17 protein-coding genes are annotated in these 16,054 nt (G+C 40.4%); 15 read left to right on the top strand and 2 right to left on the bottom strand.

The genetic code is table 11. The annotated features are described in order from the left end of the window. The first annotated feature begins 356 nt into the window (after nt 1–356). From P8O16_RS06980 to P8O16_RS07000, 5 genes are all read left to right on the top strand, one after another. Complete coding sequence (locus P8O16_RS06980) at nt 357–587, top strand: hypothetical protein (RefSeq protein ID WP_300312463.1); 231 nt, start codon at nt 357–359, stop codon at nt 585–587. 387 nt (nt 588–974) lie between these two features. Further along, on the top strand, nt 975–1,277 hold the full coding sequence (locus P8O16_RS06985) for a hypothetical protein (protein WP_300312465.1): 303 nt from the start codon (nt 975–977) through the stop codon (nt 1,275–1,277). Continuing rightward, nucleotides 1,240–1,785, top strand: a complete 546-nt coding sequence (locus P8O16_RS06990) for a hypothetical protein (RefSeq protein WP_300312468.1) — start codon at nt 1,240–1,242, stop codon at nt 1,783–1,785. Before P8O16_RS06985 ends, P8O16_RS06990 begins: the two co-directional genes overlap by 38 nt. 26 nt (nt 1,786–1,811) lie before the next feature. After that, on the top strand, nt 1,812–2,444 hold the full coding sequence (locus P8O16_RS06995) for a hypothetical protein (protein WP_300312471.1): 633 nt from the start codon (nt 1,812–1,814) through the stop codon (nt 2,442–2,444). 41 nt (nt 2,445–2,485) lie between these two features. After that, nucleotides 2,486–2,953, top strand: a complete 468-nt coding sequence (locus tag P8O16_RS07000) for a hypothetical protein (protein WP_300312474.1) — start codon at nt 2,486–2,488, stop codon at nt 2,951–2,953. A gap of 352 nt (nt 2,954–3,305) precedes the next feature. Here the strand turns inward: P8O16_RS07000 and ruvB are convergent, their stop codons facing one another. Then, nucleotides 3,306–4,340 (bottom strand): Holliday junction branch migration DNA helicase RuvB, encoded by a 1,035-nt coding sequence (gene ruvB, locus P8O16_RS07005; protein ID WP_300312476.1) that lies wholly within the window; start codon nt 4,338–4,340, stop codon nt 3,306–3,308. Between the two features lie 109 nt (nt 4,341–4,449). Here ruvB and P8O16_RS07010 point away from each other — a divergent pair, with 109 nt between their 5' ends. The 10 genes from P8O16_RS07010 (at nt 4,450) to acs (ending at nt 15,805) form a co-directional block, all read left to right on the top strand. Continuing rightward, nucleotides 4,450–5,514, top strand: coding sequence for an FAD:protein FMN transferase (locus P8O16_RS07010; protein ID WP_300312479.1), 1,065 nt, complete (start codon nt 4,450–4,452; stop codon nt 5,512–5,514). Between the two features lie 91 nt (nt 5,515–5,605). After that, nucleotides 5,606–6,352: a ZIP family metal transporter gene (locus P8O16_RS07015; protein WP_300312481.1), complete on the top strand. Its 747-nt coding sequence runs from the start codon at nt 5,606–5,608 to the stop codon at nt 6,350–6,352. A 185-nt stretch (nt 6,353–6,537) separates the two neighbouring features. Further along, nucleotides 6,538–6,762, top strand: a complete 225-nt coding sequence (locus P8O16_RS07020; protein WP_300312484.1) for a hypothetical protein — start codon at nt 6,538–6,540, stop codon at nt 6,760–6,762. 3 nt (nt 6,763–6,765) lie between these two features. Next, nucleotides 6,766–6,960 carry a hypothetical protein gene (locus tag P8O16_RS07025; RefSeq protein WP_300312487.1) on the top strand — a complete coding sequence of 65 codons (195 nt, stop codon included), beginning with the start codon at nt 6,766–6,768 and terminating at the stop codon, nt 6,958–6,960. Between the two features lie 137 nt (nt 6,961–7,097). Beyond that, nucleotides 7,098–8,522, top strand: a complete 1,425-nt coding sequence (locus P8O16_RS07030) for a porin (RefSeq protein WP_300312490.1) — start codon at nt 7,098–7,100, stop codon at nt 8,520–8,522. A gap of 11 nt (nt 8,523–8,533) precedes the next feature. Further along, on the top strand, nt 8,534–8,797 hold the full coding sequence (locus tag P8O16_RS07035; RefSeq protein WP_300312492.1) for a DUF4212 domain-containing protein: 264 nt from the start codon (nt 8,534–8,536) through the stop codon (nt 8,795–8,797). 21 nt (nt 8,798–8,818) lie between these two features. Further along, entirely contained in the window at nt 8,819–10,504 is a 1,686-nt protein-coding gene (locus P8O16_RS07040; RefSeq protein WP_300312495.1) for a sodium:solute symporter family protein, read from the top strand. A 288-nt stretch (nt 10,505–10,792) separates the two neighbouring features. Further along, nucleotides 10,793–13,534: a sensor histidine kinase gene (locus tag P8O16_RS07045; RefSeq protein ID WP_300312498.1), complete on the top strand. Its 2,742-nt coding sequence runs from the start codon at nt 10,793–10,795 to the stop codon at nt 13,532–13,534. Then, on the top strand, nt 13,527–13,883 hold the full coding sequence (locus tag P8O16_RS07050; RefSeq protein WP_300312500.1) for a response regulator: 357 nt from the start codon (nt 13,527–13,529) through the stop codon (nt 13,881–13,883). The genes P8O16_RS07045 and P8O16_RS07050 overlap by 8 nt, the downstream gene beginning before the upstream one ends. A gap of 26 nt (nt 13,884–13,909) precedes the next feature. Then, nucleotides 13,910–15,805: an acetate--CoA ligase gene (acs, locus tag P8O16_RS07055; protein ID WP_300312765.1), complete on the top strand. Its 1,896-nt coding sequence runs from the start codon at nt 13,910–13,912 to the stop codon at nt 15,803–15,805. 35 nt (nt 15,806–15,840) lie between these two features. Here the strand turns inward: acs and P8O16_RS07060 are convergent, their stop codons facing one another. Beyond that, nucleotides 15,841–16,014 carry a hypothetical protein gene (locus P8O16_RS07060; RefSeq protein WP_300312503.1) on the bottom strand — a complete coding sequence of 58 codons (174 nt, stop codon included), beginning with the start codon at nt 16,012–16,014 and terminating at the stop codon, nt 15,841–15,843. Nucleotides 16,015–16,054 lie beyond the last annotated feature (40 nt).

Below are 16,054 nucleotides of genomic sequence, written 5' to 3' on the forward strand. Positions count from 1 at the left end.
ACCGGATTCCCTCCATTTACAGAAAAGGGAATAGTATTCTTCGTTGCTTACGTTTTTCATCCTGCAACATTATACAGTCAGGAGGCCTTTAGCAATATGGGGTTGATCGGATGGATACTTTTTAGCAAAATACTGGAATCGAGAACAATTGGAGATTATTAGGAATAGGCTTAACTGAAATCTTTATAATTGAGATAAAAAATTTGGTCCTTCAGGGGGTAGTTTGGGTTTTGATTATTATTACAAGTTAGCGTTTGCAGGATTAATAAAAGACGGGACCTCTGAATTGCTAGACGAAGCGAAGGGATTAATCCCTGAAGGAAGTAGCTGGGCAGATATTAATAAAATTATTGAAAATGAGGCAACAGGAAACTATGAATCTAATGGGGAAAAATGTAAATAGCTTAAACCTTGGTTTTGTAATTCTTTCCTTATTATACTTTGTTTCACAACATTCGTTCGCTCAAGAGGAATTTGGAATTAGCCAGGAAAAATATGAGATTATTTCTGGTGTATGGCCAGATTCAAATGTTAAAAATATAAAACTTAACGAGAAGACTCTCGGATATGAAGTTTGGATGGATTAGGTTTGGGGAGACGAATTTTCCACTACAATTGGGGTTGGGTTTTGCCTCTTTGAAGATCAAAATTTAGCTAAAGCTTTTAAAGACTTAAGGATTCCAGTGAAAAATCTCGAAATTAAAAAGTTCTCAAAGAACCTTATTGATGATAGATTTGACCTAAAAAGACGTCCAAAAATTGACAAGGTACTAACCCTTTCAGAACCGATAATTTTGGGAGATTTTGCTTTCTTGTTTTTTAGGTCGAAAAAGGATAAAGGTCTTTACGTTCAAAAGAAAAATTCAGAAGGAAATTGGGATCCTGAATGTGGGGTTACCCTCTATGGAGAACTACATTGATAAATAATCATGATTTAAAGCCATCTTAGAAAATGAGATGACTTTTCTTAACTAGTGATTAAGATATTTGTATCCAAAAAAGGGGATTCAAAAACCACCATGGGCGACTTCGTTCTAGGCATGACCGTATCCCTATACAATTGGGATAAAAAGCATGGTGCTACAGGAGGTAATTTACCCTTTGATTATTACTATAAGATGGCCTTTGGAGGTTTGATAAATCCAGCTAATCCAAATGAGCTAATTTACGAGGCTAAACCTTTGATTCCATCTGGTAGTAGCTGGTCAGAAATCAATCAAATCTTGAATAGAGAAGCAAATGGAACGAATCAAGCCAATGGGACAAAGTGTAATTAATAAAATAGCTATCGGAGCATTGATCATGATACCTTTCTTTACAGAGGCCCAAACTAAAAAGGAGCTGACGAAGGAACAATACAAAGTGATCGAAGACTCATTTAAGAATTCCGGAAAAGAATCAACAAAAATCTTCTATCAGACCATTGATTATAAATCTTGGGTTCATTTATTATATGGAGATTATTATAGGGAGAAAAGAGGAATAGGACTTTGCTCGATTGAAGATCCCCAATTGGAAAGATCCATCGATCAACTTAGTGATCATGTAATGAATATCCAAGTCAAAGATCTAAATCCAAAGAAGCTAAGTAAACGATTTATTCTAATTAAGGATTTCAAGTACGATTCTTATTTGTCGGTTACAGAGCCTATAATTGTCGGAAACTATTCCTTCATGTTATTTAAATATCGATACTCTGAGAGTCTTCGAATTCAAAAAAGAAATCAGAATGGGGATTGGGAGTATGAATGCTCGATTCCACTCTATGTTGTCTTTATCGATTAAAAATAGTTCATTAGCCATCTCACAAAATGAGATGGCTAATTTTTCTTCTTCTGGTAGCAGCTGGTCAGAAATTATTGATAATGGCGCAAAATGAAATTATCAAGTCTATGGTGAAAAGTGTGATTAAAATTAGGTTGGAAATAGGAGTATTCTTCCTCCTTGGGTTATACGCTATTCCTGCCTTAGCTCAAGAGTCAAAGAACTTTGAAAAATTAAGCGATGAGCAGTATGAATTGTTAAACATTCTTTATTCCGACAAAGAAAAGGATAGACTACGACTCTACTATAAAACTATTGGGGATCCATCTTGGATCGATCTTTTACTCGAATATAAATGGGAAGAAGGCATATTGTTTTGCTCTTTCAAAAATTCTGAACTGCCGGCTGAATTGGACGAGCTTCCTGTGCTCAGCGCCCTGCTGTCCACGAAAGTCTTAAATAGAATGAAGCTTTCTTCTAAGGTTAAGTTTCGAAAAAAAAGAAAAGATGAGAGTACCCAATATATCTCTGAGCCTTTAATTAATAAGAACTATGCATTTATTTTAGTTAGAAAACCTAAATCTGAATCAGTATATATCTATTATCGAGATCCTAAAAAAGGGTGGATAAGAGAATGCATCGTTCCTATTTCTGCTGTAATTGAGTGTTATTTCGGATAAGCTCCATAAATCTGAACTAGGCTTACAAAAAATTGCCAATAATGAGAGCTAAACTACTAATTATACTTTTGTATTCTTTCTCCCTTTTCTCCTGTAAAGAAAAAGAAGATAGAATTTTATCCACCCTTTATTTAAATTCTTTGAGTGGAGGAAATAAAGGTGATACTCTCTTGATTATATTGGATGCCAAAAGCGAATTCACCCAAAACCGAATTGAGATTATTTCAAATGAAAAATATATTTATTACAGGAGAGAGTTTGATGAAGACCCCAACCTTATTGTAAATATGGGGAGTTATCCTGATTTAGGAAAATTGAATATTAAAATCAAATCTTTAAACAATTACGATGTGCTTTATGATTCACTTATACCTTTCGAAAAGTGGTTCTATCTAGATTATGAAAAATATTTCCTTATCGAAAAAGAGAATCTTGTTAAGGCAAATCGAGAAGGTCTTGATTCGCTTGTATTCTTGGAAATAGCAATGAATTCACACGGAATAATTTAGTACCCCCCTCTGGGTTGAATGTAGCGTTTGTGCTAGGCGTGATTTGTAATTACGCCTTCCTATCAATTAGAATTCGCAATTCAGATTTGATTATGAGACTATAAGTTTAGACCTTAAACTAATTGAATCCCGACAGCTGTACGGGATGGTAAGGATATATGGGTGGAATTATAAATCCCACCCAGTTAATAGCAATGATTTGACTTCGCCGAGCGGAGCGAACCATCGCAGGAGATGTGCGCTACCGATTTGTGATCGATATGGCTTCGCTAAAGAAGTAAGTTATTGAAAAAACAAAAAAAGCCAGTCTAAAGTAATTTGGACTGGCTTTTTCAATTTCTAAAATTGATTATTACACTCCCTCAAACAACCCACCCAATCCCAAATTTGGCTTAATTTTCAGGTGCTTGTAAGCTTGCTCAGTAGCCATTCGCCCTCTGGCGGTTCGCTTGAGATAGCCCTCTTGAATCAGGAAGGGTTCGTAAACCTCCTCAATCGTCTCTGCTTCCTCACCACAAGCCGTGGCAATGGTACTTAAGCCAACCGGTCCGCCTTTGAATTTTTCGATGATCGTGAGCAAGATTCGATTATCCATTTCATCCAAGCCGTTCACATCCACATCGAGGGCATTCAGGGCAAACTGTGCTATATCCAAGGTGATCGTTCCATTTCCTTTTACTTCCGCAAAGTCCCGGGTTCTCCGCAAAAGCATATTCGCTATTCGTGGCGTACCACGACTTCGGCGGGCGATTTCATAGGAAGCTACTTCATCTATGGGCGTTTGCAGGATTCCTGCAGATCGAGTTACGATATCTGTCAATAATTTCGCATCGTAATATTCGAGTCGAGAATTGATCCCAAATCGGGCACGAAGTGGAGAGGTCAATAGTCCAGAGCGGGTTGTCGCTCCGATCAGGGTGAATGGACTTAAGGAAATCTGCACCGAACGGGCATTTGGACCGGAATCCAGCATGATATCTATTCGGAAATCCTCCATCGCAGAATACAGGTATTCCTCCACAATAGGATTCAGCCGGTGAATCTCATCTATAAAAAGTACATCGCCTTCTTCCAGATTGGTGAGTAAACCTGCAAGATCAGAGGGTTTATCCAATACTGGACCTGAAGTGATTTTCAAGCCAGAACCCAATTCATTTGCAATAATATGGCTCAGAGTAGTTTTTCCCAAGCCTGGAGGCCCATGCAGCAATACGTGATCCAGAGGCTCATTTCGATTTTTGGCTGCAAGCACAAATACCCTCAGATTCTCCACAATTTTAAATTGGCCGGTAAAATCCTCAAAACTCAAGGGCCTCAATGCCTTTTCAAAATCCCGATCTCTTGGACTTAAGCTTTCTTCGTCTCCACTTAGGTAATCTTCTCTCATGATGAACAAATATAGAAAATTAGACTTGCCCTAGATAGTGAATTTCATAAACCCACATTTTGTCCAAAGCGGAAAATAAGCCTTAAATTCGCATTAAATCTCTTGACCTATGGCCTCCAACGCGCAGAAAAATACGATATACTCTCTTGTACTTCTTGTTCTGGTAGTAAGTGTTTATTTCTGGAGGTCTAAGACAAGCTCTCAAGAAACAGAGATCCTGGAAATTTCAAGTCCCGGAAAAGTTACTTTTTCTGGTCAAACAATGGGCACGACTTATTCGCTGACTTACCTTACCGAATCGGGCAAAAACCTACAATCGTCCGTTGATTCCCTGTTGGTGGTTTTCAATAATAGTCTTTCCACTTACATTCCGGATTCCGAGATTTCCCAGTTCAACAGTGCGGATAGCTTACTTTTCAAATTACCCTATTTACCTCAGGTGCTCAATGCATCTAAAAAAGTATTCCAAAACACTAATGGAGCTTTTGACCCGACTATTGGACCTTTGGTGAATGTTTGGGGTTTTGGCCCTGGAGGTCCTGAACTAAAAGACAGTACGGACATCAGTTTACTATTGGATGCAGTAGGTTTTGACAAAATCCAATTTGATGAAAAACTAGTACGAAAGACCAAGCCAGGTATGTATCTGGATTTTTCGGCTATCGCCAAAGGTCAGGGTGTGGATGCCATCGCAGACTTTCTAAACAAAAAGGGAATAGAAAATTATTTAGTGGAAATCGGCGGAGAACTAGTCGCAAAAGGAGTAAATGAAAAAGGAGAGCTTTGGAAAGTCGGGATTAATCGGCCAGATGAAAGTGCTAATGCTTCTGATCTTTATAGCATTATTGCCTTAGAGGATCGGGGAATGGCCACTTCTGGAAATTATCGTAATTACTATGTCAGAGATTCCGTCAAAATCTCTCATACCATCAATCCTGCAACGGGCTATCCTGTAAATCACAGCTTGCTCAGTGCTACTGTTTTGGCAAAAGACTGTATGACTGCAGATGCTTATGCGACGGCTATGATGGTCATGGGACTCGACCGTGCTATTCAGCTTGACTCGACCTTAAGTGAAATTGAAGTTTTCTTGATTTATGATGATGGTAAGGGAGGCTATGGCACTTTTGCCAGCGAAACCCTCAAGCCATTCTTATCTTTCATTCAGGAATAGTAATATAAATGCAACATTATTGAATTTTATTACCTTTGCCTGAGTTATACCTCCAAGCTTTTCTGAAAGACAGCAGAAAGCCTTCTAAGACATGGGAATAAACTTTCTTCTTCTTTTCTTCACAGCAATTGGCGCAGGATCATTAGTTTTTTTCGCGCCAAAATTCAAAGAGAAGTATTTCAAATTGATCTTGGTTTTCGCAGGATCTTATTTATTCTCTATCACTGTACTACACCTTTTACCTGAACTCTTTTCCAGCGGATTTGACGGAGGAAAGATGGGTTTATTTATCCTAATCGGCTTTTTGCTTCAGCAGATTCTTGAGTTTCTTTCCAGCGGAATCGAACATGGGCATATCCATAATCATCATGGGGAAAGCAAAAGTGGGGTAATCACGGTGATGCTGGGACTGTTTATTCATGCATTTTTAGAAGGCACTTTACTGTCTCATGGTAATTTGGTCGGGGTTGATTCCGCGGGTCATTTGCATAGTGGAAAATCAGTTTTGATAGGAATTATCATGCATAAAGGTCCCGCAGCTTTTGCGCTTGCTGCTGTCCTGAGCAGTTCGCTATCGAGAAAATGGACTTTGATTTTATTAACACTATTTGCCTTGGCGTCGCCACTGGGCATGTTTTCGAGTGCATTTCTCTTCGAGAATGGGATTCTTCAAAAAGAAGGAATCGGGATGCTCTATGGTTTGGTCGTAGGTGGTTTTCTCCATATTTCCACTACCATATTTTTTGAAAGTAGTCCTCATCACACCTTCCACTGGAACAAATTACTGGTAAGCTTCTTAGCAGCTGGATTGGCGATAGCCTCGGAGTATTTTATTTGAAAAGAAAAAGGCTCCACCATTAATTTGATTTTTATTTAACCTTAGAAGATGATATTAATCATCTTTTATCTTTATTTTTTTTAAAATATTATTCTTCTATTGTCAACTTTTACAAAACATTATAAATTTATTGCTAAAAAAATATATTTACGCTAAATAGCTATAGCAACGCTATTGAGAAAACTATGCAGGAAATTCAATGCCCCAAATGTTCTAATGAAAATATTTCAAAAAGCGGAATAATATCAGGTAGACAACGCTATAAATGCAAGAATTGCAACTATCACTTCTCAGTAGCCAAGCTTGGGAAAAGCATAGATAAGTACTATGTCATTAAGGCGTTACAGCTCTATCTGGAAGGAATTTCGCTCCGGGAGATCGAACGAATCATTGGTGTCAGTCATGTATAGGTGATGAATTGGGTAAAAGAATACGGAATCAAAGCCCCTGAAAACTCAGATTACAGACCAACTTATAAAATCTTCAATCATGAGGAATTAGTCAAATTCATGGCTAAAAAGTCTGAAATAGCTGGATCAGGAATGATTATCACTGAATTAGGAGATAAATTCATGGTGATCAAATGGGAACGGTTTAAGAATCGCTAAATCCTCCTTTTAAATAACCTATATCATTTTTACAAAAGTATAGCTCTGTTTTTTATTTTTTCTCGAAAGCCACCAACTTGATCACAGTTATTGTCAGGGCCCGACTTTACTAGTCAACTAGCAATAAACCCAAGATCATGTATTTAAAAACCCATTTTCTGACTCTGGTCTTTTTGGCATTCTTGTGCCAACTGACCTATGCCCAAGGGCCCACGACTGAAAAACCGCCAATTGATCATTCTTATAAGCCCTTGACATTAAACTTATCCTCGGATGGGTCAAAGTATGTTCGATTTATTATCTGGAATCAAATGTGGGCCAGCATCACCCAAAATAACCCAGGAACATTGGGAATCGATGGGCAGCCTAAGAAGACTACTGCTGACATTGGAATCCGAAGAGCTAGAATTTTGGCAGTTGCTGAAGTTTCCCCAAGATTTCTAATCCTATCTCATTTCGGAATCAACAATCAAACCTTTGCCAATGGTGGAGCTCCTGCCGGCGGTGCAACAGGCAATGCAGGAAACTTACCTGTCACCGTTAATCCTGAGACTGGTTTAGGAAGTGCAATTGGTACCTCTGCAAAAAAACCTCAATTATTTTTTCACGATATCTGGACCGAATATAAAATCACAGACTGGCTTTATGCCGGAGCAGGACTACATTATTGGAATGGAATCTCCCGATTCACCAGTCACTCTACCCTCAATTTTATGGCAATTGATGCTCCAATCTTCAACTGGCCAAATATTGAACTCACTGATCAATTTGCCAGACAACTGGGGATGTATACCAAAGGCACTGTCGGCAAAATCAATTATCGATTCGCGCTCAACAAACCTTTTGCTGTAGGCAGTGGGGGAAGATACGATGAGGCCACTCAACGCCCCATTGCAGCAAATACCTTGACGGACAACTGGGCCACCCAAGGCTATGCAGCCTACCAATTTCTTGAAAAAGAAAATAACAAACTGCCCTATTTCGTAGGAAGCTACCTTGGCACAAAAAAAGTCTTTAACATCGGAGCAGGCTGGTATCATCACGCCGGAGCCACAAGTTCAAAATTGGCCGATGGCAACACTCAAACCCACGACATGAAACTCTTTGGCTTTGATGCTTTTTTGGACATTCCCTTGAGTTCTGCCTCTGGAACAGCTTTGACCTCCTATGCTGTACTTTATTCCTATGATTTTGGACCCAATTACATGCGGAATATCGGCATCATGAATGTAGGTTTTGGTCCGGGAACCACTCAAAATGGCAGTGGAAACTCCCAGCCAACCATCGGAACGGGCACTATTTTCTACACTTTGCACGGCTTTCTTCTACCAAACTCTATATTGAAAGATAAAGGACGGCTACAGGCTTTTGGTGCCTTGACACATAAAAACTTTGAGCATTTCGATGACAGTAGCTGGCAGTATGATCTCGGAATGAACTATTACATCAATGGGCACCAAGCCAAAATAACATTTCAATACAGCCAAAGACCGCTTTTTGAAAACTTTAAAAAATCCGGCGCAGCTGGGGAATTCTTCTTACAAACACAAATATTTCTCTAACCCAAAATACTATGCCTAACCAAGACCCAAAAATGAAAGCCTACTGGAAGAAAAACCTCCAGACGCTATTCGTATTACTGATTATCTGGTTTACCGTCTCCTTCGGATTCGGGATCCTTCTGGTAGAGCCACTCAATACAATTCAAATCGGAGGCTATAAACTCGGATTCTGGTTTGCCCAACAAGGATCCATTTTCGCTTTCGTCATTCTGATCTTCATCTATGTGGTCCGAATGAACAAGCTCGATAAGGAATTTGATGTCAACGAAGATTAACTCACCCAAAAAAGAAAAATCATGGAAATTTTAACCTGGACTTATATACTGGTGGGCCTTTCGTTCGCCTTATACATCGGCATCGCGATCTATACTCGTGCCGGATCTACAAAAGAATTTTATACCGCAGGAGGTGGCGTTTCTCCTCTTGCAAATGGAATGGCTACTGCGGCAGACTGGATGTCAGCAGCATCATTTATCTCTATGGCGGGGATTATCTCCTTTTCCGGATATGACGGATCAGTTTACCTGATGGGTTGGACCGGTGGCTATGTATTGCTTGCCTTACTATTAGCTCCCTACCTTCGGAAATTTGGAAAGTTCACGGTTCCTGATTTTGTCGGTGATCGTTATTATTCCAATAAGGCCCGAGTTGTAGCTGTCATCTGTGCGCTTTTTATCTCCTTTACTTATGTTGCAGGTCAAATGCGTGGTGTAGGAATTGTTTTCTCCCGTTACTTAGAAGTTCCAATTGAATGGGGCGTAGTGATAGGAATGTGTATCGTATTTTTCTATGCTGTTTTAGGCGGAATGAAGGGAATTACCTACACACAGGTTGCTCAATATTGCGTGCTAATTTTTGCCTTTATGGTTCCAGCAATTTTTGTGTCTATGCAGTTAACAGGGAATCCTATTCCGCAATTGGGATTGGGAAGCACGGTTGCTGATGGCACTTATTTGCTTGATAAGCTGGATGGAGTATTGACTGAATTGGGATTTGCAGCCTACACTGAAGGACGAAAAGGAATGGTGGACATATTTATGATCACGCTAGCCCTGATGGTCGGCACTGCAGGATTGCCTCACGTAATTGTTCGTTTTTTCACCGTACCACGAGTGAAAGATGCACGATTATCTGCTGGCTATGCATTGGTTTTTATTATGATTCTTTACACAACGGCACCAGCTGTCGCAGCTTTTGGAATCTATAATGCCATCGAATCTGTCAATGAAAAGCCTGTGGAAAACCTTCCAACTTGGGTAGGCACATGGCAAAAAACGAATCTAATTACTGTAGATGATAAAAATGGTGATGGCTTGGTTCAATACCGTGCAGACAAAACCGTCAATGAATTAACGATCGACAAGGACATCATGGTACTGGCATCACCTGAGATCGCCAAGCTTCCTAATTGGGTGGTAGGTTTGGTTGCTGCCGGTGCAATGGCAGCAGCACTTTCCACAGCAGCAGGTTTATTGTTGGTGATTTCGACTTCAGTTTCAAGAGACCTTTTCCGCACATTCAACCCGAATATGTCTGAGAAAAAAGAGCTTCGGATCGCTCGTATTGCTGCTGCAGGTGCGGTGGTAATAGCAGGTTATTTCGGGATAAACCCTCCTGGATTTGTCGCCGAAGTTGTAGCCTTTGCCTTTGGTTTGGCGGCAGCCTCATTCTTCCCGGTGATCATCATGGGTATTTTCTCCAGCCGTATCAATAAAGAAGGTGCAATTGCTGGAATGATCTCAGGCCTAGTTTTTACGCTGAGCTACATCATATTCTTCAAATTCATCAGTCCAGAATTGAATTCGGCAGATAATTGGTGGTTTGGGATCTCTCCAGAAGGAATTGGTTCTGTTGGCATGTTTCTAAATTTCATAGTCTGCGTAGCGGTTTCTAAAATGACTCCTGCTCCCCCTCAGGATGTCCAGGATATGATTCAGGAGATTCGTGTTCCACGTGGTGCAGGTGCTGCTCAGGAACATTAAATCAGTTAAAGGGAATTTCGGGTATCTAAATCCGGAGTTCCCTTTTTTTAAAATTTCAAAACTGGTAATTTCCAATTTACCTCAAAACCTAAAATACCTTGAAAAGTCAACGTCTCTGGGGAGTGTTTTTGCTAGGATTTTTCCTGCTGAATTACCCCTTTCTGATGCTTTACAATAAGGATCTAATGATCTGGGGTATTCCAATACTTTATTTTTTCATCTTCATTTTCCTTTTCATCATTTTGCTTTTGACCCGATTGGTGATCAAAAAATCCAATAATGATTCTGATGCTTAGTACAGAGGTAATCATATCGGTCACTTTTGGATATTTAATCCTACTCTTTGCCATAACTTGGTTTACCGAGCGCAAAGGCTCAATGCTCAAAAAATGGGCGGCTCACCCTTATGTCTATTCTCTCTCTTTGGCGGTTTATTGTACTGCCTGGACCTTTTACGGTTCAGTAGGCAGGGCTGCAGAAAGTGGGCTAGATTTCCTTACTATTTATATTGGGCCTTGCTTGATTGCTCCCCTGTGGTGGCTGGTGATGCGCAAGATCATCCGGATCTCCAAGCTGATGAATATCTCTTCGATTGCGGATTTTATCAGTTCTAGATATGGCAAATCTGCCAATCTTGGAGCTTTGGTTACGATTTTTTGTCTTTTTGGGATTCTGCCTTACATCTCAATCCAAATCAAAGGAATTTCCAGCTCGCTCGATATCATGCAATTCACTGATCCTTTAGAGCAAGTTGGGGCCTTCTCGGTATTCGGTGACTCGGGCTTATATTTAGCTTTAGGCCTCGCGCTATTCACGGTAATTTTTGGAACCCGAGCTATTGAAGCTACAGCCAGACATGAAGGTTTAGTCATGGCAGTTGCCTTTGAATCCATCGTCAAGCTTATTTCTTTTCTTGCCATCGGGGTCTTCGTTAGTTTTTTCCTTTTTGATGGGCTTCCAGACATTTTCGCCAAAGCAAAAGAGGCTGATCTTTCACATCTTTTCGTGCTTTCCGGAGAAAATGGAATCTCCGATTGGTTTTGGATGGGATTGCTATCCATGATGGCTGTACTTTTTTTACCCCGTCAATTTCAGATGGGAATCATCGAAAACACTTCAGAAAAACATTTGGACACTGCCATGTGGCTCTTCCCGCTTTACTTGGTTTTGATCAACTTGTTTGTATTGCCGATTGCACTTTCTGGCTTGATGATTTTCCAAAATCAAGGCGTCATCGCAGATACATTCGTTCTTGCTATACCTTTGGAATATGGCTATGAAGGATTAGCGATTTTCGGGTATTTGGGTGGTTTTGCGGCAGCCACAAGTATGATCATTGTTTCGACCATCTCACTCAGCACCATGGTCAGCAATAATTTGCTGATGCCTATTTTAGTTGCCAATACCAGTTTTTCGCAGAGGTTCCAATCCAACTTGCCCCGAATTTTGATCTGGGGGAGACGACTTACCATTTTCGCGATCATTTTACTTTCCTATTTCTACTTTAGGGTTTTGGGTTCCGGCAGCTCATTAGTTTCCACCGGTCTGATTTCTTTTGTGGCTATTGCTCAATTAAGCCCCTCTATAATTGGAGGGATTTTTTGGAAAAAAGGATCCAAATCCGGTGCAATCTGGGGTCTTTTGGCAGGAATGTTCATTTGGGCCTTTACGCTGATTCTACCAACATTCGCAATTAATGGATTGATTCCGATCGAAATTTTGAATGAGGGATTATTTGGATTGGCCTGGCTAAAGCCCTACAATCTGTTTGGAATGGAAGGAATGAGTATCATTTCACATTCACTCTTTTTCAGCTTGTTTGCTAATCTTCTACTTTATGTTTCTATCTCTCTTTTTTCGAAGCAAAACTCTAAAGAACTGAATCAGGCTGTATTATTCGTGGATATTTTCAGTTATGACAAAAATCTCGATACCAATATTTTCTGGAAAGGTCAAGCTCAATTCCCCGCACTTCAGGGACTTCTACAGACTTTTCTTGGAGAGAAAAAAGCTAGTAATGCACTCCATGATTTTAGCCTCAGTTATGACAAACCTGTGCAGCAAAAAGGAATGGCCGATCCGGAGTTTGTAAACTTTGCGCAGCGAATTCTATCAGGAGTGATCGGTGCTGCATCTGCCAGAATCTTGGTGGGCTCAGTGGTCAAAGAAGAGGAGATACCAATGGAAGAGGTGCTACATATCCTCAAGGAAACGCAGGAATTGAAATCCTTGAATCAAGAGCTCAAATCCAAAACCAAAGCACTGAAGAAAGCCTCTGAGAAACTCAGTGAAGCAAATGAAGCCTTAAAATTAAATGACATGCTGAAAGATGAATTTATTTCCACGGTGACGCATGAAATGAAAACGCCAATCACTTCGATCCGGGCATTTTCAGAAATCCTTCAAGACGAAGGTCTGAGCGAAACGGAGAAAAAGCGATTTCTTCAAATCATTATTGATGAGACTGGGCGAATGACTCGACTGATTGATCAAGTATTAGACTTAGAACGATTTGATTCTGGACGGCAAACCTTAAATTGGGAAAAGGTTGAGCTTCGAACACTACTTCTGGAAACTGCAGAAAGCGTGGAAAAAGTGTTTTTGGAAAAAGGCCTAACGTTTCAGATCGACTGCAGCTTTGAGGAGCTTTTCCTAATGGTAGATCCAGACCGAATCAAACAAGTGCTGCTCAATTTGCTGAGCAATGCTTCAAAGTTCGCAAAAACGTCGGTTCAGCTGATAGCGAATCAGGTTGATGAACAACTTTACATATCTGTGATTGACGATGGAATCGGAATTCCAGATGAAGATCTTCCTTTTCTGTTTGAAAAGTTTTTTCAGGCAAAAAATCAAACCGAAAAAAAACCAATTGGGACCGGCTTGGGCTTGGCAATATCAAAGAAAATAATGGACTACCATGGTGGTAAAATCCAAGTTCAAACCAAACATGGTAAAACCGTTTTCCAAATCAGTATTCCTATACAACAGAAAGAATCCCAATTAATAAATACCGCTACACACCATGAATAAAATCCTGATAGTAGATGACGAACCTAATATTTTACTTTCCTTAGAATTCCTATTCAAAAAAGAAGGATACCAAGTTCTTATTGCCCGAGATGGTGAGGAAGCTATGCAGCTGATCGAAAATCAAGTTCCAGAATTAATTATTCTGGACATCATGATGCCAAAAGTAGATGGATACGAGGTCTGTGCATATGTCAAAAAAAACTATCCAAAAACGCAAGTCATCTTCCTTTCTGCGAAAAGCAAAGAAAAAGACCTTCAAAAAGGTTTGGCATTAGGTGCCGACCGATATCTCACCAAGCCTTTTTCTACCAAAGAAATTGTGGCTGAAGTCAAAAATTTACTGAATTAAATAATCTTTTAACAATAAACGAACCCATCATGAGTGATCGAATTCATACCCTCAGCGGATACCTCTACGAATACCAAAAAAGTGTAACTCAGCCCGAAGAGTTTTGGGCTAGGATTGCAGATTCTTTTCACTGGCGAAAGCGTTGGAAAAATGTCCTCAAGTGGAATTTCAAAGATCCGGATGTAAAATGGTTTGTCGATGGCAAGCTGAATATCACCGAAAATATTTTCGAGCGACATCTATACACTATTGGAGACCGACCTGCAATTATTTGGGAAGCAAATGATCCCAATGAAGCTGGAAGAACACTTACCTACCGCCAACTTTTTCATGAAGTAAATCGCTTTGCCAATGCACTCAAATCCAAAGGAATCAGCAAAGGCGATAAAGTTATCATCTACATGCCAATGGTGCCGGAAGCAGCGATTGCCATGCTTGCCTGTGCACGAATCGGAGCGATTCATTCGGTAGTTTTTGCAGGATTTTCAAGTAACGCTCTGGCGGATCGAATCGAAGATTGCGGTGCCAAAGCTGTTTTAACTTCTGATGGAAACTATAGAGGAAATAAGAAAATCGGGGTGAAATCTGTGGTCGACGAGGCTTTGGAAAAATCACCTGTAGATACAGTCATTGTCTATCAGCGAACCAATCAGGAAGTCACCATGAAAGAGGGGAGAGATTTCTGGTGGCATGAGGTCATTGCTAGCGAGTCTGATCAAAATGTAGCAGCCGAAATGGACAGCGAGGATATGCTTTTCATTCTTTACACCTCAGGATCCACAGGAAAGCCAAAGGGAGTCGTACACACTACGGGTGGCTACATGGTCTATACCCAATATTCCTTTGAGAATGTATTTCAATATTCCGCAGGAGATGTGTACTGGTGTACAGCTGATATCGGCTGGATTACAGGTCACTCGTATATCGTTTATGGACCATTATTAGCTGGAGCGACTACTTTGATGTTTGAGGGTGTTCCGACTTTCCCAGATGCGGGAAGATTCTGGGCAGTCTGCGAAAAGCATAAAGTGAATGTATTTTATACCGCTCCAACAGCCATTCGAGCTTTGCAGGCTTATGGCACTGAGCCAATCGAAGGTTATGATCTAAGTTCGCTGAAAGTCCTTGGCTCCGTAGGAGAGCCGATTAATGAAGAGGCTTGGCATTGGTACCACACTCACATTGGCAAGTCCAAATGTCCGATTGTCGATACCTGGTGGCAGACTGAAACAGGAGGAATCTTGATTTCCCCTATTGCAGGTATCACGCCAACCAAACCTGCTTTCGCCACACTTCCGCTTCCGGGAATACAGCTCTGCATCGTAGATCCGGAGGGAAATGAATTGACGGGGAATTCCGTAGAAGGAAACCTTTGCATCAAATTCCCTTGGCCATCCATGATCCGAACAACTTACGGCGATCATGAGCGATGCAAGCAAACCTATTTCTCTACCTACCCGGGAATGTATTTCACAGGAGATGGTGTGAAGCGAGACCATGATGGATATTACAGAATCCTCGGAAGAGTGGATGATGTAATCAATGTATCCGGACACCGAATGGGTACTGCCGAAGTGGAAAATGCAATCAATGAACATCCGCTAGTCATCGAATCTGCTGTAGTAGGATACCCACACGAGGTCAAAGGTCAAGGTATCTATGCTTATGTAATTTGCGATATGACCCATCGAACAGAGGAAAATCTGATCAATGAGATCAAAGACATGGTTTCCAAAATCATTGGACCAATCGCGAAGCCGGATAAAATTCAGATTGTCCCTGGACTTCCTAAAACTCGCTCTGGTAAAATCATGCGCAGAATCCTCCGAAAAGTGGCAGAAAACAGCCTTGATAGCATGGGAGATACTTCGACATTATTGGATCCAGAAGTTGTGAATCAAATTATTGAAGGAAGGAAATAACCAAAAAAGAGTAGAAAATTTCGACTCTTTTTTGGTTAATCTTTTGGAGCGGAATCTTCATCCTCAGCATCTATTTCAATGGAACTTACAATCGAGTCAGGTGAATCCATCTCTTGCTTATAAAAATTATGGACACCTACCATGAAGGCTACAATAAGAGCCCAGAGCAATTGTCGAATTGGACGGAATATTTTGAAAAATGCCTTCATTTACAATTGTTTGATAACAAATTAAGTCAATTAATGTACC

Source organism: Algoriphagus sp., from assembly GCF_029254265.1.
In the GTDB taxonomy this organism is placed as follows: domain Bacteria; phylum Bacteroidota; class Bacteroidia; order Cytophagales; family Cyclobacteriaceae; genus Algoriphagus.

Excerpts from the sequence above, each read along its gene's own strand:
- P8O16_RS06980 (WP_300312463.1), top strand. The coding sequence starts at position 357 with ATGAGGCAACAGGAAACTATGAATCTAATGGGGAAAAATGTAAATAGC.
- P8O16_RS06990 (WP_300312468.1), top strand. The coding sequence starts at position 1,240 with ATGGAACGAATCAAGCCAATGGGACAAAGTGTAATTAATAAAATAGCT.
- P8O16_RS06995 (WP_300312471.1), top strand. The coding sequence starts at position 1,812 with ATGAGATGGCTAATTTTTCTTCTTCTGGTAGCAGCTGGTCAGAAATTA.
- P8O16_RS07000 (WP_300312474.1), top strand. The coding sequence starts at position 2,486 with ATGAGAGCTAAACTACTAATTATACTTTTGTATTCTTTCTCCCTTTTC.
- ruvB (WP_300312476.1), bottom strand. The coding sequence starts at position 4,340 with ATGAGAGAAGATTACCTAAGTGGAGACGAAGAAAGCTTAAGTCCAAGA.
- P8O16_RS07010 (WP_300312479.1), top strand. The coding sequence starts at position 4,450 with ATGGCCTCCAACGCGCAGAAAAATACGATATACTCTCTTGTACTTCTT.
- P8O16_RS07015 (WP_300312481.1), top strand. The coding sequence starts at position 5,606 with ATGGGAATAAACTTTCTTCTTCTTTTCTTCACAGCAATTGGCGCAGGA.
- P8O16_RS07020 (WP_300312484.1), top strand. The coding sequence starts at position 6,538 with ATGCAGGAAATTCAATGCCCCAAATGTTCTAATGAAAATATTTCAAAA.
- P8O16_RS07025 (WP_300312487.1), top strand. The coding sequence starts at position 6,766 with ATGAATTGGGTAAAAGAATACGGAATCAAAGCCCCTGAAAACTCAGAT.
- P8O16_RS07030 (WP_300312490.1), top strand. The coding sequence starts at position 7,098 with ATGTATTTAAAAACCCATTTTCTGACTCTGGTCTTTTTGGCATTCTTG.
- P8O16_RS07035 (WP_300312492.1), top strand. The coding sequence starts at position 8,534 with ATGCCTAACCAAGACCCAAAAATGAAAGCCTACTGGAAGAAAAACCTC.
- P8O16_RS07040 (WP_300312495.1), top strand. The coding sequence starts at position 8,819 with ATGGAAATTTTAACCTGGACTTATATACTGGTGGGCCTTTCGTTCGCC.
- P8O16_RS07045 (WP_300312498.1), top strand. The coding sequence starts at position 10,793 with ATGCTTAGTACAGAGGTAATCATATCGGTCACTTTTGGATATTTAATC.
- P8O16_RS07050 (WP_300312500.1), top strand. The coding sequence starts at position 13,527 with ATGAATAAAATCCTGATAGTAGATGACGAACCTAATATTTTACTTTCC.
- P8O16_RS07060 (WP_300312503.1), bottom strand. The coding sequence starts at position 16,014 with ATGAAGGCATTTTTCAAAATATTCCGTCCAATTCGACAATTGCTCTGG.